Source organism: Mycobacterium shottsii, from assembly GCF_010728525.1.
GTDB lineage: Bacteria > Actinomycetota > Actinomycetes > Mycobacteriales > Mycobacteriaceae > Mycobacterium > Mycobacterium marinum.
On the sequence record NZ_AP022572.1, the window covers coordinates 2,696,791 to 2,715,129 of the forward strand.

Below are 18,339 nucleotides of genomic sequence, written 5' to 3' on the forward strand. Positions count from 1 at the left end.
ACTAAGCAACCGAAAGAGTGGGAAGACTTCTGTGGCACAGAAGGACGTGCTGACCGACCTGACCAAGGTCCGCAACATCGGGATCATGGCGCACATCGACGCTGGCAAGACCACGACGACCGAGCGCATCCTCTACTACACCGGTATCAGCTACAAGATCGGTGAGGTGCACGACGGCGCCGCCACCATGGACTGGATGGAACAGGAGCAGGAACGCGGGATCACCATCACCTCCGCGGCCACCACCTGTTTCTGGAACGACAACCAGATCAACATCATCGACACCCCGGGCCACGTCGACTTCACCGTTGAGGTGGAGCGCAGCCTGCGTGTGCTCGATGGTGCCGTGGCCGTGTTCGACGGCAAGGAAGGTGTCGAGCCGCAGTCAGAGCAGGTGTGGCGCCAGGCCGACAAGTACGACGTCCCGCGCATCTGCTTCGTCAACAAGATGGACAAGATCGGCGCCGACTTCTACTTCTCCGTGCGCACCATGGAGGAGCGGCTGGGCGCCAACGTCATCCCGATCCAGCTGCCGGTCGGTTCCGAGGGCGACTTCGAAGGCGTCGTGGACCTGGTCGAGATGAAGGCCAAGGTGTGGAGCGCCGACGCCAAGCTCGGCGAGAAGTACGACGTCGTGGACATCCCCGCGGACTTGCAGGAGAAGGCCGACGAGTACCGCACCAAGCTGCTGGAGGCCGTCGCCGAAACCGACGAAGCGCTGCTGGAGAAGTACCTCGGTGGCGAAGAGCTCACCGAAGCCGAGATCAAGGGCGCGATCCGCAAGCTGACCATCACCTCGGAGGCCTATCCGGTGTTGTGTGGCAGCGCGTTCAAGAACAAGGGTGTGCAGCCTATGCTGGACGCCGTCATCGACTACCTGCCCTCCCCGCTGGACGTGCGGGCCGCGATCGGCCACGTGCCGGGCAAAGAGGACGAGGAGGTCGTGCGCAAGCCCTCGACCGACGAGCCATTCTCGGCGCTGGCATTCAAGGTCGCCACGCACCCCTTCTTCGGCAAGCTCACCTACGTCCGGGTGTACTCGGGCAAGGTTGACTCTGGCAGCCAGGTCATCAACTCCACCAAGGGCAAGAAGGAACGTCTGGGCAAGCTCTTCCAGATGCACTCCAACAAGGAGAACCCGGTGGAGACCGCGTCGGCGGGTCACATCTACGCGGTGATCGGCCTCAAAGACACCACCACCGGTGACACGCTGAGCGATCCGAACAACCAGATCGTGCTCGAGTCGATGACCTTCCCCGATCCCGTTATCGAGGTCGCCATCGAGCCCAAGACCAAGAGCGACCAGGAGAAGCTGAGCCTGTCGATCCAGAAGCTCGCCGAGGAGGACCCCACCTTCAAGGTGCACCTGGATCAAGAGACCGGCCAAACCGTCATCGGCGGTATGGGCGAGTTGCACCTGGATATCCTGGTGGACCGCATGCGCCGGGAATTCAAGGTCGAGGCCAACGTCGGCAAGCCGCAGGTCGCCTACAAGGAGACCATCAAGCGGCTGGTGGAAAAGGTCGAGTTCACCCACAAGAAGCAGACGGGCGGCTCCGGTCAGTTCGCCAAGGTGCTGATCAGCATCGAGCCGTTCACCGGCGAAGACGGTGTAACTTACGAATTCGAGAGCAAGGTCACCGGTGGTCGTATCCCGCGGGAGTACATTCCGTCGGTCGACGCCGGTGCGCAGGATGCGATGCAGTACGGCGTCCTGGCCGGTTACCCGCTGGTGAACCTGAAGGTCACCCTGCTTGACGGTGCCTTCCACGAGGTCGACTCCTCGGAAATGGCATTCAAGATCGCTGGTTCACAGGTGCTCAAGAAGGCCGCGGCAGCGGCGCATCCGGTGATCCTGGAACCGATCATGGCCGTCGAGGTCACCACGCCCGAGGACTACATGGGCGATGTGATCGGCGACCTGAACTCCCGCCGTGGTCAGATTCAGGCCATGGAGGAGCGGAGTGGTGCTCGCGTCGTCAAGGCGCACGTGCCGCTGTCGGAGATGTTCGGCTATGTCGGCGACCTGCGGTCCAAGACTCAAGGCCGGGCGAACTACTCCATGGTGTTCGACTCGTACGCCGAAGTTCCGGCGAACGTGTCGAAGGAGATCATCGCGAAGGCGACGGGCGAGTGAGCCACGAGCACGGAGCCCAGCAGTAGGTAAAGGCCGGCAAGTCGGGAGCCTGACGGTATGAGTTTGGAACCCGAGCAAGGCACCAGGGTGGCAGGGAGTAACCTGATTAGGTTACTCCGCGGCATAAGTGAAAACATCAACAGCACACTGCTTTTTTAAGCACCAACAGTCCAGGAGGACACAGAAGTGGCGAAGGCGAAGTTCCAGCGGACCAAGCCCCACGTCAACATCGGGACCATCGGTCACGTTGACCACGGCAAGACCACGCTGACCGCGGCTATCACCAAGGTGTTGCACGACAAGTACCCGGAGCTGAACGAGTCGCGCGCGTTCGATCAGATCGACAACGCGCCCGAAGAGCGTCAGCGTGGTATCACCATCAACATCTCCCACGTGGAGTACCAGACAGAGAAGCGGCACTACGCCCACGTCGATGCTCCGGGTCACGCCGACTACATCAAGAACATGATCACCGGTGCGGCTCAGATGGACGGCGCGATTCTGGTGGTTGCGGCCACCGACGGTCCGATGCCGCAGACCCGCGAGCACGTGCTGCTCGCTCGCCAGGTGGGTGTGCCCTACATCCTGGTCGCGCTCAACAAGTCTGACGCGGTCGACGATGAAGAGCTGCTCGAGCTGGTCGAGATGGAGGTCCGCGAGTTGCTGGCCGCGCAGGAGTTCGACGAGGACGCACCGGTGGTGCGGGTATCGGCGCTCAAGGCGCTCGAGGGCGACCCGAAGTGGGTCGAGTCCGTCGAGCAGCTGATGGACGCGGTGGACGAGTCGATCCCGGACCCGGTCCGCGAGACCGACCGCCCGTTCCTGATGCCCGTCGAGGACGTCTTCACCATCACCGGCCGCGGCACCGTGGTTACCGGTCGTGTGGAGCGCGGCATCATCAACGTGAACGAGGAAGTCGAGATCGTCGGCATCCGTCCGACCAGCACCAAGACCACGGTCACCGGTGTGGAGATGTTCCGCAAGCTGCTGGACCAGGGCCAGGCCGGTGACAACGTCGGTCTGCTGCTGCGTGGTATCAAGCGTGAGGACGTCGAGCGCGGTCAGGTGGTCGTCAAGCCCGGTACCACCACCCCGCACACCGAGTTCGAGGGCCAGGTCTACATCCTGTCCAAGGACGAGGGCGGTCGGCACACGCCGTTCTTCAACAACTACCGTCCGCAGTTCTACTTTCGCACCACCGACGTGACCGGTGTGGTGACGCTGCCGGAGGGCACCGAAATGGTGATGCCCGGTGACAACACCAACATCTCGGTGAAGCTGATCCAGCCCGTCGCCATGGACGACGGGCTGCGCTTCGCGATCCGTGAAGGTGGCCGCACCGTCGGCGCCGGCCGGGTCGTCAAGATCATCAAGTAGATCCAACCGGATCCAGCACCAGTCAACACCAGGCCCGGATAGCCGAGATCGGCTATCCGGGCCTGGTGTTTGTCTGCCCGCCGCCGAATTGCCTGCACCAGAACCGGTCTTCGCCCAGTTCAAAGGGCGCTAATCTGGCATCAATTTCCCGGCGACCCGAGGGGAACAAGATGCTGGCGCGCTACCTGAAGATGCAGTTGCTGGTGCTGCTTTGCGGCGGTCTGGTCGGGCCGATTTTCCTGATCGTCTACTTTGCCCTCGGCGTGGGCAGCCTGTTGTCGTGGATGTTGTATGTGGGCCTGCTCATCACCGTGGCAGATGTGTTGATTGCGCTGGCGCTGACCAATTTCGGCGCGAAATCGGCTGCCAAGTCCGCTGAGCTCGAGCAGAGCGGAGTGTTGGCGCTGGCCCAGATCACCGGCCTGACCGAGACCGGCACCCGGATCAACGACCGCCCCCTGGTGAAGGTCCACCTGCATATCTCGGTTCCTGGGATCGCGGCGTTCGACAGCGAAGACCGGGTCATTGCCAGCGTGACCCGCCTCGGCAACCTCACCGCGCGCAAACTCGTCGTGCTGGTCAACCCCGCCACCCGGGAATACCTGATCGACTGGGAGCGCAGTGCGCTGGTCAACGGCCTGGTCCCGGCACAGTTCACCGTCGCAGAAGACAACAGGACATACGACCTCAGTGGACAGGCCGGTCCGTTGATGGAGATTCTGCAGATCCTCAAGGCCAACGGGATTCCGCTGAACCGGATGGTGGACATCCGATCGAATCCGGTCCTGCGCCAACAGATCCAAGCGGTGGTACGCCGTGCGGCCCAGCAGCAGATGCCCGCGGGTGCGGCCCAGCCGAGTGCGGCCCCACAAGCCTCCATCGCCGAGCGCCTCCAAGAGCTGGAATCGCTGCATGCCAGTGGGGCGCTGAACGCGCAGGAGTACGCCAGCAGGCGTGCCCAGATCATCTCCGAGATCTGAGCCGAATCCTGGCGCCTCGCCAGGCGGGTCGGGCCGGTGGCGTGCCGGGCGCCACGACATGCCAACGCCGGCGGGCGCGTTAGAACACGTTTCAGTTTCGCTGCTAGCCTGACACTCGGCGAGAGGGGTGTACGTGGCTGCACAGACTGGATCACTGGATGGACGGGTGGCCTTTGTCACCGGGGCAGCGCGTGCGCAGGGGCGATCGCATGCGGTGCGGTTGGCGCGCGAGGGTGCCGACATCATCGCCATGGACATCTGCGGACCGGTATCCGAGAGCATCACCTACGCACCGGCCACCGCGGCAGACCTCAGCGAGACGATCCGCGCGGTGGAGAGCGAAGGTCGCAAGGTACTGGCGCGCCAGGCAGATGTCCGCGACAGTGCGGCGTTGCAGCAACTGGTCGCCGATGGGGTCGAGGAATTCGGTCGGCTTGACGTGGTGGTAGCCAATGCCGGGGTGTTGGGCTGGGGCCGGCTCTGGGAACTCACCGATGAGCAGTGGGACACCGTGATCGGCGTCAACCTCAGCGGCACCTGGCGAACGCTGCGCGCGGCGGTGCCCGCGATGATCGAGGCTGGCAATGGCGGGTCGATCATCGTGGTCAGCTCGTCGGCAGGTTTGAAGGCTACACCGGGCAACGGTCACTATGCGGCGAGCAAGCACGGGCTCGTGGCGCTGACGAACACCCTGGCCATCGAACTCGGCGAGTACGACATCCGGGTCAACTCCATTCATCCGTACTCGGTCGAGACGCCGATGATCGAGCCGGACGTGATGATGCAGGTATTCGGCGAGCATCCCCGCTTTTTGCATAGCTTCCCGCCAATGCCATTGCAGGACAAAGGTTTAATGACCTCCGAGGAGGTCTCCGATGTCGTGGTCTGGCTGGCCGGCGACGGCTCTGGCACGCTGAGCGGGGCACAGATCCCCGTTGACAAGGGCGCCTTGAAGTACTGACACGCCATCGTGTATGAACACCACGTGACCAGTAGTGAAGGTGTGAATCAGGATCCCGGCGCCACGGCGGCCAACGGGATTGTGGTCATCGGCGGCGGGCTGGCGGCCGCCCGCACCGCCGAGCAGCTGCGTCGGGCCGGCTATGAGGGTCAGCTCACGATCGTCAGCGACGAGGTGCACCTGCCCTATGACCGACCGCCGCTGTCCAAAGAGGTGCTGCGCAGCGAGGTCGACGACGTGTCGCTCAAGCCACGCGAGTGGTACGACGAGAAGGGCATCACCCTGCGGCTGGGCTCGGCGGCAACCGGCTTGGACATCGCCGCGCAAACCGTGACGCTGGCCGATGGGACGGTGCTCGGCTACGACGAGCTGGTTATCGCAACCGGCTTGGTGCCCAGGCGAATTCCGACCTTCCCCGAACTCGAGGGCATTCGGGTGCTGCGCTCGTTTGACGAATGTATGGCGCTGCGCAGCCACGCATCGGCCGCCAAGCGCGCGGTCGTGATTGGTGCCGGTTTCATCGGGTGTGAGGTGGCGGCCAGTCTGCGCGGCCTCGGGGTGGAGGTGGCCCTGGTCGAACCACAGCCAACGCCGCTGGCGGCGGTGCTCGGCGAGCAGATCGGCGAGCTGGTGGCGCGGCTGCATCGCAGCGAGGGCGTCGATGTTCGCACCGGGATTGGGGTGGCCGAGGTCCGCGGCGACGGCCATGTCGACACCGTGGTGCTGGCCGACGGCACGCAACTCGACGCTGATCTGGTGGTTGTCGGCATCGGTTCGCACCCGGCGACCGGGTGGCTCGACGGTAGCGGCATCGCGGTCGATAACGGCGTGGTCTGTGACGCCGCCGGACGTACCAGCGTGCCCAACGTGTGGGCGCTCGGTGATGTTGCATCCTGGCGGGATCAAATGGGACAGCAAGTCCGCGTGGAACATTGGAGCAATGTCGCCGATCAGGCACGGGTAGTGGTGCCGGCGATGTTGGGGCGCGAATTGTCCTCGAACGTGGTGGTGCCCTACTTCTGGAGTGACCAGTACGACGTCAAGATCCAATGCCTTGGTGAGCCGCATTCGACCGATGTGATGCACCTGGTCGAGGACGACGGACGAAAGTTCCTCGCCTACTACGAGCGCGATGGTGTGCTCGTCGGCGTGGTCGGTGGCGGGGTGCCGGGCAAGGTCATGAAGGTACGTGCCAAGATCGCCGCCGCTGCGCCCATCTCCGAGATGCTGGACGAATCGCAGGGCTAGACATCTGCGCGGATACCGGCGCCTGGTGCTGGCCCGGGCGGCCCGCTTGTGCAGTGGCCGACGCCAACCGAAACTTGGGCGATGGCGCGCCGAGAAAGCTACTGCCAGTTCACCGGTGGCCCGTGCGGATGACATTGGCCTAGAACCCGGGCCTCGCCGGACGGCCAGCTGGCCAGACGCACCAGGAACTTGAGCCGCCCGCCCTCGTCGCGTGCGGGCTCGAGGGTGAGGTGGGCGAAGGGCGAGCGGGGGCCGGCCTGTGCGCCCAGCTCCGCGACCTGGTCGCGGATCGCGGCACGCTCCTGGGCGGCCAGGTATTGCCAGGTGATCGAATGCCACAACACCGTCAGTGTTTCGTCTTGGAGCGTCAGCCCGGCGACGCCGTCGGCGGCGGTCTTGCGTTCGAGCTATGCCGGGACGTCCCGCGCGACCGCGATCGCGCCGCGCAGCCGCTTCATCCGGGCGTGCTGGTCGGGCCAGACATAGCTCAACACGATCATTTCGCCGTCGGTGCCGCAGATATCGATGGGTGCGATGTCGTAGCCGTGACGTTCGACGATCTGTAGTGCCAGCGCCGGCGGCAGCTCACCGCGCCAAGCATCTTCGATAGTCACCGGGGAGTCGATCGGGCTCCACGTCATTCCGGCGTAGCGGTAGTGGTAACGGTCAGCCCGCAGGTTCAGTCCTGCGCTGGCCCCAAACTCGAAAAGTCTTACCGGAAGGTTGAATTCGTGGCGAATGTGCAGTAGGCCACCGATCAGTGCGGCAGACCGGCCGACTTCGTTGGTCTGTGGGGGCTGGTCAAGAGCGTCGCGCAAGGTTTCGGTGTGGTTGGCCGCGACGAGTTCGATTTCGGGCCAGGCGCTCTTGGCGTTCCAGGTGCCGTCAGTGCTGGGATACCAGCGGCGCAACGTGGGTGCCCGGCCGTCGAGCACCATTCGGTGCAGGCCGCCGAGCAGTCGCAGCGGCGTGGCATACCGCGACGGGTCGTCCTCGTGGCCGCCCAGGATGGGCGCGAATACACCGCCCGCTTCGACATCGGCGGCGACCAACTCAAACAACTCGCCATACATCGGCGATCCGGATCGGGCGCAGAACCGGCCCTGTGACCGCAGGGTGTGCAGCAGATGCTGGATACCCCCACTCTTTGCCTCCTGCATCAGTCCAGCTTCTCCACGCCGGCGCCAACGACGTCGAAGGCGTTCCCGAGTGCTTCCGGTAACGAGACGGATTCGTCGCTGAGCCAGTGTTCGTAGGCGCTCAACGCGACGCCGAGCATCGTCCAGGCAACCGTCTGGGGCACCAGGTCGGTGGGTTTGGCACTGAGTCGTCGGGCCACGAAACCGGCGATCACCGCACGCCAGCCGGCATACATCGTCATCGAATACGCCTGCAGCTCAGCGGTTTGCAGAATGATGCGCATACGCTGGCGATGCCGAATGGTCTCGGATTCGTCGTAGGTGTTGAATGCCAACAGCGCCTCCCGCAGCGCCTTGCCCAACCGAACGTGCCCGTCGATGCGCTCGAGCAGATCCTGCAGCTGGGCAAGGTGGGTGTCGAAGTCGCCCCAGGGGATCGCGTTCTTCGAGGCGTAGTAGCGGAACAGGGTGCGTCGGGCGATGCCGGCGGCTTGGGCAACGTCGTCGACGTTGACCTCGGCGAAGGTGCGGGCGGCGAACAAGTCGATGGCAACGTCGGCGATGTGGCGCTTGGTCGTCGAGGGGCGCCGACCGGCCCGCGACTCATGCGCCATCGGTTCCACCCTTCCATTTAGGCACTCGATGCCATATTCTGGCATCGCTGACGCTGACCGTGACTAGCGCCACCGCTCATTGTCACCTCATTGTTAACGCCCATGACGAAAGGCAACTCACATGGACCGCGAAACTGAAACCGAGACTGCCGAGCTGGTCACCGAGTCGCTGGTCGAAGAGGTTTCCATCGACGGCATGTGCGGGGTCTACTGACCGTGCCCGCGCCGGCGCACGCGGCCGCCGGGGCCGGGTCTTTCGACCCTGATCGGGGCTGGCGGCTGCACCCGCAAGTGGCGGTGCGGCCGGAGCCGTTTGGAGCGCTGCTTTATCACTTCGGCACCCGCAAGCTGTCATTTCTGAAAAATCGCACCATCTTGGCGGTCGTTCGGTCCCTGGCCGACCATCCCGATGTTCGCTCGGCCTGCCGCGCCGCGGGGGTTGATGACTCCGAACACGCTCCCTACTTGCACGGGTTGTCGGTTCTGGCCGGCTCTCACATGCTGGTTCCCCAGGAGGCTGATCAATGACGACCGCCGTACCGCGGCTGATCGAGCAGTTCGAGCATGGGCTCGACGCGCCGATTTGTCTGACGTGGGAACTGACCTACGCCTGCAATCTGGCCTGCGTGCATTGTCTTTCGTCCTCAGGCAAGAGGGATCCGGGTGAGTTGTCCACCCGGCAATGCCAGGACATCATCGACGAGTTGGAACGCATGCAGGTGTTCTACGTGAACATCGGTGGTGGCGAACCCACGGTGCGTCCGGACTTTTGGGAGCTGGTGGACTACGCCACCGCGCACCACGTCGGAGTGAAGTTCTCTACCAACGGGGTTCGGATCAACCCGGAGGTCGCCGCGCGGCTAGCTGCCAGCGACTACGTCGATGTCCAGATCTCGCTCGACGGCGCGACCGCCGAAGTCAATGACGCGGTCCGGGGTGCCGGATCGTTCGCCATGGCGGTGCGCGCGCTCGAGAACCTGGCGGCCGCGGGTTTCGCCGACGCGAAGATCTCCGTGGTGGTGACCCGGCACAACGTCGGCCAACTCGATGATTTCGCCGCGCTGGCGGACCGCTACGGTGTCACGCTGCGGATCACCCGGCTACGGCCGTCGGGGCGCGGTGCGGACGTCTGGGAGGAATTGCACCCCACCGCGGCCCAGCAGGTCGCGCTCTACGACTGGTTGGTCGCCAAGGGCGAACGGGTACTGACCGGTGATTCGTTCTTTCACCTGGCGCCCCTGGGGTCCTCGGGTGCGCTGGCCGGTCTGAACATGTGTGGAGCCGGGCGGGTGGTGTGCCTGATCGATCCGGTGGGTGACGTATACGCCTGCCCGTTCGCCATCCACGACCGCTTCCTAGCTGGAAACGTCTTGACCGACGGCGGTTTTGACCAGGTCTGGAAGAACGCGCCGTTGTTCCGGCAGCTGCGGGAGCCGCAGTCGGCGGGCGCCTGCGGCAGTTGTGGGCACTACGACAGCTGCCGCGGCGGTTGCATGGCGGCCAAGTTCTTCACCGGTCTTCCGCTCGATGGGCCCGACCCCGAGTGCGTCCAGGGGTACGGTGCGCCGGCACTGGCGCAGGAGCGGCATGCGCCGCGTCCGCGGGTGGATCACTCGCGGGGCAGCCGAGTGAGCGCGCCGGTGCCCCTGACGCTGACGACGCGTCCGCCCACGCGCCTGTGCAACGAAAGTCCCGTGTAGTCATGGCCGATGAATGGTTTGAAACGGTCGCCATCGCCCAGCAGAGGGCGAAACGGCTTCTCCCGAAATCTGTTTACTCATCCCTGATTTCGGCCAGCGAAAAGGGAATAACGGTGGCCGACAATGTGGCGGCGTTTAGCGAACTCGGCTTCGCACCGCATGTCATCGGCGCAGCTGAAAAGCGCGATATGTCGACCACCGTTATGGGACAGGATATTTCGATGCCTGTTCTCATCTCGCCCACCGGCGTTCAAGCGGTGCATCCCGACGGTGAGGTGGCCGTTGCCCGCGCAGCGGCCGCACGTGGCACGGCGATGGGCCTGTCGTCGTTTGCCAGCAAGACGATCGAAGATGTCATCGCCGCCAACCCCAAAATCTTCTTTCAGATCTACTGGCTCGGTGGGCGCGACGCGATTGCCGAGCGTGTCGAGCGGGCCCGTCAGGCCGGAGCGGTGGGCCTGATCGTCACCACGGACTGGACGTTCTCCCACGGGCGTGACTGGGGCAGCCCCACGATCCCCGAACAGATGAACCTGCGGACCATCCTGCGCCTGTCACCGGAGGCGATTGTTCGCCCCAGGTGGCTGTGGAAGTTCGGTAAGACATTGCGGCCACCGGATCTGCGGGTGCCAAATCAGGGGCGGCGCGGCGAACCCGGTCCCGCGTTTTTCGCCGCGTACGGAGAATGGATGGGCACCCCGCCGCCGACCTGGGATGACATTGCCTGGTTGCGTGAGCTATGGGGTGGACCTTTCATGCTCAAGGGTGTCATGCGGGTCGACGACGCCAAACGGGCTGTTGACGCTGGAGTTTCGGCGATTTCGGTGTCCAACCACGGTGGAAACAACCTCGATGGGACGCCGGCGTCGATTCGGGCCCTGCCCGCGGTGGCGGCAGCGGTCGGCGACCAGGTCGAGGTGCTGCTGGATGGCGGCATCCGGCGGGGGAGCGACGTGGTCAAGGCGGTGGCGCTGGGTGCCCGGGCGGTGCTGGTTGGCCGCGCCTATCTGTGGGGACTGGCCGCCAACGGTCAGGCCGGCGTCGAGAACGTCCTGGACATTCTGCGCGGCGGCATCGACTCGGCGCTGATGGGTCTGGGCCATAGTTCGATCCATGACCTGCGGTCAGACGACATTCTGATCCCCGCCGATTTCGTCCGGCGCCTGGGCGGGTAGGAGTCCGGGCCTATCTTACCACAAAGTTGAGCGGCCGTATCAAGAATCTGTGAGGTCGGGCGCTGCCGCCGGTCCGGCGAGTTGAGTTCGTGCCGGTCAGGCGCCGACCCGAAGAAAAAAAATCCGTAGAAAAGGTAACAATCGGTGCACGCCAGGTGAATTCGTCCTACCATCGGCGAGTGCCCGTACTCGGCGAATTGGGGACTTCGACGTCGAGCCAGCTACCAAGCACTTCGCCGTCAATATTGATCCCGCTGGGGTCAACTGAACAGCACGGACCGCACCTGCCGCTGGATACCGACACCCGGATCGCGACCGCGGTCGCCCGGGCGGTTGCCACGCGTATGCACGGCCGCCTGACGCAGTGTCAACCCGGTTGGCTGTTGGCGCCCCCGATCGCATACGGTGCCAGCGGTGAGCATCAGAGTTTTACCGGAACGATCTCGATCGGCACCGAGGCTCTGAGGGTGCTGCTGCTCGAGTACGGGAGGTCGGCCGCCTGCTGGGCTGATCGGCTGGTTTTCGTCAACGGGCACGGTGGCAATCTCGAGGCCTTGCGTGGTGCGGTTCGGCAGCTGCGCGCCGAAGGTCGCGACGCCGGATGGTCTGCCTGCGGCTCGGCGGGTGGTGACGCTCATGCCGGCCATACTGAAACATCAGTGTTGCTGCATATTTCACCGGAGGTGGTGCTGACCGACCGGCTGAGTGCGGGGAACGCGGCGCCGCTGGCCGAATTGCTGCCGTCGTTGCGCCGCGGTGGCGTCGCGGCGGTCAGCCCGATAGGTGTGCTGGGCGATCCGACCACGGCGACCGCAGTAGAGGGAAGGCGAATCTTCGCAGAGATGGTCGATGATTGCGTGTCTCGAATTGCCCGGTGGACCCCCGGGCCCGACGGGATGCTGACATGACGCAACCCCGACTACCTGACGGGTTCGCGGTTCAGGTTGACCGTCGCGTGCGGGTGCTCGGAGGCGGATCGGCCCTGCTCGGTGGGTCGCCGACCCGATTGCTACGTCTGGCGCCTGCCGCCCAGGACATGCTCTGTGACGGTCGTCTGAAGGTTCGCGACGACATCAGCGCCGAGCTGGCCCGCACGCTGTTGGACGCGACGCTAGCGCATCCCCGGCCGGCGAGCGGGCCATCGCATCGCGATGTCACTGTCGTGATACCGGTGCGAGACAATGCATCCGGGGTGCGCCGGCTGGTTGCCTCACTGCGTGGCCTGCGCGTGATCGTGGTGGATGACGGGTCGTCGAGCCCGGTCGAGCTGGAGGACTTCGCGGGGGCGCACTGCGATATCGAAGTGCTGCACCACCGGCGCAGCAAGGGGCCGGCCGCCGCTCGCAACACCGGGTTGGCAGCCTGCACGACCGAGTTCGTGGCATTTCTGGATTCCGACGTGGCGCCACGCCGCGGCTGGCTCGAGGCCCTGCTCGGGCACTTCTGCGATCCCACCGTGGCGTTGGTCGCGCCTCGCATTGTGGGCCTGGCGCCGAGCGAGAACCTGGTGGCCCGCTATGAGGCCGTGCGTTCGTCGCTGGACCTTGGTCAGCGGGAAGCGCCGATATTGCCACACAGCCCGGTGTCCTACGTTCCCAGCGCCGCGATCATCTGCCGTTGCTCCGCCATCCGTCAGGTCGGCGGGTTCGACGAAACCCTGCACTCCGGTGAGGACGTCGATCTGTGCTGGCGCCTTATCGAGTCCGGTGCCCGGCTGCGCTACGAGCCGATTGCCCTGGTTGGTCATGAGCATCGGACCCAATTGCGTGCCTGGATCGCGCGCAAGGCGTTTTACGGCGGTTCGGCGGCGCCGCTGTCGGTGCGCCACCCCGACAAGACCGCGCCGTTGGTGATTTCCGGCTCGGCCTTGACCGCCTGGGTGCTGATGTCGCTGGGTACCCGAGCAACGCAGCTGGCCTCGCTGATCATCGCGGTGTTGACGGGCCGGCGGATTGCCACGGCACTGCGTAGTGCCCAAACTTCATCGTGGGATGTGGTGGTGGTCGCGGCGCGCGGATTATGTTCGGCCGCAATGCAGTTGGCGTCGGCCATTTGCCGGCATTACTGGCCGGTGACATTGATCGCAGTCATTGTGTCCCGGCACTGTAGGCGGATCGTGCTGGTGGCTGCGGTCATCGACGGTGTGGTCGACTGGCTGCGCCGCAGAGAGGACCCCGATGGCGACTCCGAACCGATTGGGTTGCTGACCTACCTACTGCTCAAGCGCATTGATGACCTCGCCTACGGGCTCGGCCTGTGGTACGGGGTGATGCGTGAACGCAACGTGGGCGCGCTCAAGCCGCAGATCCGACGGTAACGGCGGCCTTGACCGCGGCGCTGCGCCACAGTGATGTCCTGATCGTCGGCGCCGGAAGCGCCGGATCGGTCCTGGCCGAGCGTCTTTCCGCCGATCCGAGTTGCGCGGTGACGTTGGTCGAGGCGGGGCCCGGCCTTGCTGATCCACGGTTGCTGGCTCAAACTGCCAACGGGCTGCAGCTACCGATCAGTGCTGACAGTCCGTTGGTTCAGCGCTATCAGAGCCAGCTCACGGATCATCCAGTTCGTCGAATTCCGATCCTGCGCGGGGCGACGCTTGGCGGCTCAGGGGCGGTCAACGGCGGGTACTTCTGCCGCGGGCTGGCGCGGGATTTCGATGGTGCCGCGATACCGGGCTGGTCATGGTCGCAGGTGCTCCCACACTTCCGGGCGATCGAGACCGACCTGGACTTCGACACGCCCGTGCATGGCCGCACGGGTCCCATTCCGGTGCGCCGGACCCGCGATCAGACCGGAGTCACGCAGCGATTCGTCACGGCCGCTCAGCGTGCCGGGTTCGGCTGGATCGCCGATCTCAACGATGTTGGTCCGGATATCGCCGCGGGCGTGGGCGCGGTCCCGCTGAACATCGTTGACGGGGTACGGACCGGGTCGGGGGCCGCATATCTGCTGCCGGCGCTGGGCCGCCCCAACCTGACCCTGCTGGAAGAAACCCGGGCCCAGCAAGTGCGCTTTTCCGCCGCGACCGCGGTGGGCGTCGATGCCGTCGGTCCGAGGGGGCCGATGACTCTGTGGGCGGATCGAATTGTGCTTTGTGCCGGAGCAATTGGATCCGCACACCTGCTGATGCTCTCGGGTATTGGCGACCATGCGATGCTGCGGGCCGCCGGGGTCCCGGTGGTGCAGGCGTTGCCCGTCGGGATGAATTGCAGCGACCATCCTGAATGGGCGTTGCCGACCACATGGACCGTCGCCGCCGGACGGCCGGTGTTGGAGGCGGTACTCAATACCGCCGACGGCATCGAAATTAGGCCATACACAACAGGATTCGCAGCAATGGCGGGCGCAGCTGCTAAGGGGCATCGGGACTGGCCGCACCTCGGAGTGGCGCTGATGCGACCGCGGTCTCGCGCCCGGGTCACCTTGGCATCGCCCGACCCTTCAGTGCCTCCCCGGATCGGACACCACTACGACAGTGAGCCGGCCGATGTCGCGGCTCTGCAGCGGGGGACCGAGTTGGCGCGCGAGTTAGCGGGGTCGGCAGTGGCTGGGGAGCCGGGATGGTCGACATCGCAGCATCTGTGCGGTAGCGCACCGATGGGTGTCGATGCCGACCCGACGGCCGTCGTCGATCCCGAGTGCCGGGTGCGTGGTATCGAAAACCTTTGGGTGGTTGACGGATCCATCCTGCCGCTGATTCCCAGCCGTGGTCCGCACGCAACAATCGTGATGCTGGGTCGCCGGGCGGCGGAATTCATCGGGTAACCCGCGAGTTGATCATCGGCCGCATCGGCTCGCTACCGAGCCGGCGGCGCTCCGGGGCGTGGTGATTGTTGGTGTTCGGCTGACCGGAGTGGCTCACGCCGTGCAGCAGGAGTTCGGTAATCATGGGCGCAAAGTCGCGCGGGGCCGCCCGTCCGGTGTTTATCGACCAGCCCGCGCCGGAGACCAGGCTGTAGAACGCTTCGGTCAGCCACCCGGCCGCCAGGTCGGGCCGGAACTCGCCCTGGCGCTGACCGCGGAGGAACAGCTCCTTGATCTCGCTGTCGATTTCCAGCCAGCCCTGCTTGAGCTCATTGGTGTAGGAATCCTGGCTGTAGGCGTAGAGCAACGTCAGGTACCCGGATACCGATTCGCATGCCGCCACCAGCCTCCGCAGCGCCTCGGTAGCCGATCCCTCTTGCCAGCGAGCGCTTTTCAGTGCTTCGCGCATCTGGCCGAACGCGAGCTGCTCTAGCGCATCGATCAGCGCGGCGCGGCCGGCGAAGTAGCGATGCAATGTCGCACGGCTGACGCCGATTGCCGCGGCGATCTCGTCTTGGGTTGCGTTAGGCCTCCGGCCGAGGAACTCTGCGGCGGCTCGAAGAAGGCGTTCGTGATCCAGTGCCATGAGACGATAGTACATCATCTGAGACAACATTGTTTCAGCGAATGCAATTTTGTCTCAATCTGCTGGGTTCGTGCGGGTGGCGGGCTCCGGGCGCTGGGTGGGCGGCGTGGTCCCCGATCTGCGGCCGTAACTGATCAGCCGATGGGCGTGGTGATCGCATGTGCGATTGCCTGGCCCGCGTTTACCAGGACGAAGGCTTGCAGGAGGCCGGCCACGGTAATCAGGGCTACGTCCGCCGCCAGGGGGTATCCGACGGCGGTGACGAAACCCATCGGGTCGCCGTTGGCGACTTGTTGGATGCCGTCGAGGAAGAGGTTGATGTTATAGGACGGCACGCTGGTGATCGCGGCATTGGCGATGTCGGCAGTGGGCAGCAGGGCTGCGTAGCTGGCGGCACCCACCTCGGTGATGGTGTTGGCAACCTGGCTATTGGCCGCCTGTAGGTCGTCGATGATGGTGTTGATCGAGACCATCGGCGCGGCGGGTCCGGTGGTGGGAGCGGCCTGCGGATTGCCCACCGGTGAACTGGACCCGTTGGTGATCTGCGGTAGATCCAGATGGCTGATGTCGTAGCCGAAGTCGTGAATTCCTTGCTGGGTGCCGGCGGCGAGTGCGTCGGCGATCGTCAGCGGGCTAACCTCGGGCTAGAGCCCGAAGGGGGTAGCGACGTTGGGCGGTGAGGTCGAGTATCCGTAGGCGGGGTCGCCGTAGCCCAGATTGACGATGACCTCGAGGTTGGGCTGGACCAGGTCGGCGAGCGGGTTTCCGAGTACGGGCAGTGCTCGTAGTGGTTCGAGCAGCGGGGAGGTCTTCGGTGCGGATCATGTAGTAGTCGGTCATGGTCGGGCCCACCGTGTTGGTCAGGTGCACGGCCGCATCGATCTGGGCGGGAGTTAGGAATAAGTAGTCGGTGTGCACGTAGTAGGGACCCGCCAGCGCGTTGAGGGTGGATACCAGGTTGAGCGGGTAGCGCGGGAAGTCGGCGACGCCGTCGTACTCGAGGGTGTAGATCCTGGTCGGGTAGAGATTGTCCGGTGTGGCGCCGCTGGCGGTGATCCCCAGACTCGGCAGCGATAGTCCCGGGAACCGGGTGGCTACTCCGCCGTTGGGATTGTTGGGGTCACCCACCAGCGTGAACGAGAGCTGATCTGGCGTGGGCGGGTTGATCGATGCGGCGAGCTTGGTCATCGTCATCGTCAGCGACGAGATGGTGGCGCTCTGGGAGTAGCCGAACACGGTGACGTTGTTGCCGGCGGTGATCTGCTCGCGGATCGCGCTCTCCAGGATGACCACCCCCCGGGCCACCGAGGTGTCAAACGTCAGGTTCTTGACCCCGATCACCGGGTAGAGGCCTTCGGGGGTGAACAACGCCTGCGCGACCGCGCCCCCAACACTGCGGCCGATATAGAGGGAGTTGGCGAGTTGCACGTAGCGCCGCGAGGGCATCGGAATGCCACTGCCGCCCATCACTTCCGCAATCGTTTGTGCGGCAGCAACATTCGTGCCGATGGACCTGGTGTTCGCGCCGGTTGCGCTGAGGCCGGAGGCCCGGGTAAGCCCGGCGCCGGCACTGCCGCCCACAGCGCCTCCGATCGTGCCCAATTGCTGGCTCCAGGGTGCCAACTGAGCGGCCACCGCCGCGGCGCCGCCGTAATAGCCGGCCATGGCCGAGACGTCCTGGGCCCACATCTGCTCGTACCAGGATTCGGCGGCCGCGATCGCCGGTGCGTTCTGGCCGAACAGGTTGGTCATCACCAGCGACGCCAGTTGTGCACGATTGGCCGCGACCGCGACCGGATGCACCGTGGCCGCCAGGGCGGCTTCGAATTCGGCCGCCGCTGCGCGCGCGGCGGCGGCCGCCCCTGCGGCATGTAGGGCCGAGGTGCGCAACCAGCCGACATAGTGGCCGGCCGCCACCGTCATGGCCGCCGACGCCGGACCCTGCCACACCCCGGCTGCTAACCCCGACGTGACCGACCCGAAGGAGCCCGCCGCACCGGATAGCTCGGCAGACAGCCCGTCCCAGGCCGTCGCGGCGGCCAGCATTGGCGCCGATCCCGCGCCACCAAACAACCGAGCCGAATTGATCTCCGGGGGCAACACCGAAAAACTCGCCAACATCAGCACGGCCCTTCCTTGGTCCAGCGGTCAGCACCCCATAGCCCGCCAACCGGCTCAAAACGCAACTCTCATCCGATGCGTCTGAGAAACAACGCATCGGATGAGAGTGCGAACGACCTCGAGTTAGCCCGCAGCTACCCCGCGTTGATCAGGTCCGCGGAACTCGCGGCGCCCTGTATCGTCGGATCCTGGATGCCTGGATCCCCTGAGCTGCTGCAACTTGACAACGCCGCAGCGGCGAGCGTGGCGGCTACCACGGCGCCCAGCGCGCGGAGTGTGAACAGTCGCCTATTTCGCGTAACGTCCATCAGTCATTCCTCCTTTTGTCGGTGCGGCGAATTGGTGTACACCTGCCGGAAAGCTAACTCCGAAACAATGCGACTCGGCGCCGTTATTTAAGATTCCAGCCGCAATTGGAGACCTCGATGTCACGTTTGCAACACCGGCGTCTCGAAATGGACGGGGCTGGTTCATAACGCGCCCTATCATCTGAAACGCTT

General features: G+C 64.9%; 16 protein-coding genes and 1 pseudogene. 12 read left to right on the forward strand and 5 right to left on the reverse strand.

The annotated features are described in order from the left end of the window. The first annotated feature begins 31 nt into the window (after positions 1-31). The 5 genes from fusA to G6N41_RS12615 all read left to right on the forward strand — a co-directional run bounded on the left by fusA (position 32) and on the right by G6N41_RS12615 (position 6,703). Entirely contained in the window at positions 32-2,137 is a 2,106-nt protein-coding gene (gene fusA, locus G6N41_RS12595) for an elongation factor G (protein WP_198967523.1), read from the forward strand. Positions 2,138-2,323: 186 nt separating this feature from the next. Next, on the forward strand, positions 2,324-3,514 hold the full coding sequence (tuf, locus tag G6N41_RS12600) for an elongation factor Tu (RefSeq protein ID WP_011739036.1): 1,191 nt from the start codon (positions 2,324-2,326) through the stop codon (positions 3,512-3,514). 170 nt (positions 3,515-3,684) lie between these two features. Further along, positions 3,685-4,494, forward strand: a complete 810-nt coding sequence (locus G6N41_RS12605; protein ID WP_198967524.1) for an SHOCT domain-containing protein — start codon at positions 3,685-3,687, stop codon at positions 4,492-4,494. Positions 4,495-4,627: 133 nt separating this feature from the next. After that, on the forward strand, positions 4,628-5,455 hold the full coding sequence (locus G6N41_RS12610) for a mycofactocin-coupled SDR family oxidoreductase (protein WP_198967525.1): 828 nt from the start codon (positions 4,628-4,630) through the stop codon (positions 5,453-5,455). A gap of 9 nt (positions 5,456-5,464) precedes the next feature. Beyond that, positions 5,465-6,703: an NAD(P)/FAD-dependent oxidoreductase gene (locus G6N41_RS12615; RefSeq protein ID WP_198967526.1), complete on the forward strand. Its 1,239-nt coding sequence runs from the start codon at positions 5,465-5,467 to the stop codon at positions 6,701-6,703. Positions 6,704-6,801: 98 nt separating this feature from the next. Here the strand turns inward: G6N41_RS12615 and G6N41_RS12620 are convergent. Both G6N41_RS12620 and mftR read right to left on the reverse strand, forming a co-directional pair. Then, positions 6,802-7,863, reverse strand: a pseudogene (locus G6N41_RS12620) (DUF2332 domain-containing protein). Further along, on the reverse strand, positions 7,863-8,456 hold the full coding sequence (gene mftR / locus G6N41_RS12625) for a mycofactocin system transcriptional regulator (protein ID WP_198967527.1): 594 nt from the start codon (positions 8,454-8,456) through the stop codon (positions 7,863-7,865). The pseudogene G6N41_RS12620 and the gene mftR overlap by 1 nt, the downstream one beginning before the upstream one ends. A 121-nt stretch (positions 8,457-8,577) precedes the next feature. Between mftR and mftA the strand changes: the two genes are divergently transcribed. From mftA to mftG, 7 genes are all read left to right on the forward strand, one after another. After that, positions 8,578-8,670 (forward strand): mycofactocin precursor MftA, encoded by a 93-nt coding sequence (gene mftA / locus G6N41_RS12630; RefSeq protein WP_068873850.1) that lies wholly within the window; start codon positions 8,578-8,580, stop codon positions 8,668-8,670. Continuing rightward, on the forward strand, positions 8,655-8,984 hold the full coding sequence (mftB, locus tag G6N41_RS12635; RefSeq protein ID WP_198967528.1) for a mycofactocin biosynthesis chaperone MftB: 330 nt from the start codon (positions 8,655-8,657) through the stop codon (positions 8,982-8,984). Before mftA ends, mftB begins: the two co-directional genes overlap by 16 nt. After that, on the forward strand, positions 8,981-10,156 hold the full coding sequence (gene mftC, locus G6N41_RS12640) for a mycofactocin radical SAM maturase (RefSeq protein WP_198967529.1): 1,176 nt from the start codon (positions 8,981-8,983) through the stop codon (positions 10,154-10,156). Before mftB ends, mftC begins: the two co-directional genes overlap by 4 nt. Positions 10,157-10,158: 2 nt before the next feature. After that, complete coding sequence (gene mftD / locus G6N41_RS12645) at positions 10,159-11,331, forward strand: pre-mycofactocin synthase MftD (protein WP_198967530.1); 1,173 nt, start codon at positions 10,159-10,161, stop codon at positions 11,329-11,331. Positions 11,332-11,486: 155 nt separating this feature from the next. Beyond that, the gene (gene mftE / locus G6N41_RS12650; RefSeq protein WP_198967531.1) at positions 11,487-12,239 is read left to right on the forward strand and encodes a mycofactocin biosynthesis peptidyl-dipeptidase MftE; all 753 of its coding nucleotides are present in this window, start codon (positions 11,487-11,489) and stop codon (positions 12,237-12,239) included. Beyond that, positions 12,236-13,648 carry a mycofactocin biosynthesis glycosyltransferase MftF gene (mftF, locus tag G6N41_RS12655; RefSeq protein ID WP_198967532.1) on the forward strand — a complete coding sequence of 471 codons (1,413 nt, stop codon included), beginning with the start codon at positions 12,236-12,238 and terminating at the stop codon, positions 13,646-13,648. The genes mftE and mftF overlap by 4 nt, the downstream gene beginning before the upstream one ends. Before the next feature lie 8 nt (positions 13,649-13,656). Then, a complete protein-coding gene (mftG, locus tag G6N41_RS12660) occupies positions 13,657-15,093 on the forward strand; it encodes a mycofactocin dehydrogenase MftG (protein WP_198967533.1) in 1,437 nt (478 codons plus the stop codon). Here mftG and G6N41_RS12665 read toward each other — a convergent pair. From G6N41_RS12665 to G6N41_RS12670, 3 genes are all read right to left on the reverse strand, one after another. Continuing rightward, positions 15,083-15,718 carry a TetR/AcrR family transcriptional regulator gene (locus tag G6N41_RS12665; RefSeq protein WP_198967534.1) on the reverse strand — a complete coding sequence of 212 codons (636 nt, stop codon included), beginning with the start codon at positions 15,716-15,718 and terminating at the stop codon, positions 15,083-15,085. The genes mftG and G6N41_RS12665 overlap by 11 nt on opposite strands. Positions 15,719-15,852: 134 nt before the next feature. After that, positions 15,853-16,236, reverse strand: coding sequence for a hypothetical protein (locus G6N41_RS30320; RefSeq protein WP_456320221.1), 384 nt, complete (start codon positions 16,234-16,236; stop codon positions 15,853-15,855). Positions 16,237-16,351: 115 nt separating this feature from the next. Then, positions 16,352-17,839 carry a PPE family protein gene (locus G6N41_RS12670; protein WP_456320222.1) on the reverse strand — a complete coding sequence of 496 codons (1,488 nt, stop codon included), beginning with the start codon at positions 17,837-17,839 and terminating at the stop codon, positions 16,352-16,354. Between the last annotated feature and the right edge of the window lie 500 nt (positions 17,840-18,339).

Bases quoted from the DNA above. Each gene is read 5' to 3' on its own strand.
- G6N41_RS12605 (WP_198967524.1), top strand. From the start codon at position 3,685: ATGCTGGCGCGCTACCTGAAGATGCAGTTGCTGGTGCTGCTTTGCGGC.
- mftR (WP_198967527.1), bottom strand. From the start codon at position 8,456: ATGGCGCATGAGTCGCGGGCCGGTCGGCGCCCCTCGACGACCAAGCGC.
- mftA (WP_068873850.1), top strand. From the start codon at position 8,578: ATGGACCGCGAAACTGAAACCGAGACTGCCGAGCTGGTCACCGAGTCG.
- mftC (WP_198967529.1), top strand. From the start codon at position 8,981: ATGACGACCGCCGTACCGCGGCTGATCGAGCAGTTCGAGCATGGGCTC.
- mftD (WP_198967530.1), top strand. From the start codon at position 10,159: ATGGCCGATGAATGGTTTGAAACGGTCGCCATCGCCCAGCAGAGGGCG.
- mftF (WP_198967532.1), top strand. From the start codon at position 12,236: ATGACGCAACCCCGACTACCTGACGGGTTCGCGGTTCAGGTTGACCGT.
- G6N41_RS12665 (WP_198967534.1), bottom strand. From the start codon at position 15,718: ATGGCACTGGATCACGAACGCCTTCTTCGAGCCGCCGCAGAGTTCCTC.
- G6N41_RS12670 (WP_456320222.1), bottom strand. From the start codon at position 17,839: ATGTTGGCGAGTTTTTCGGTGTTGCCCCCGGAGATCAATTCGGCTCGG.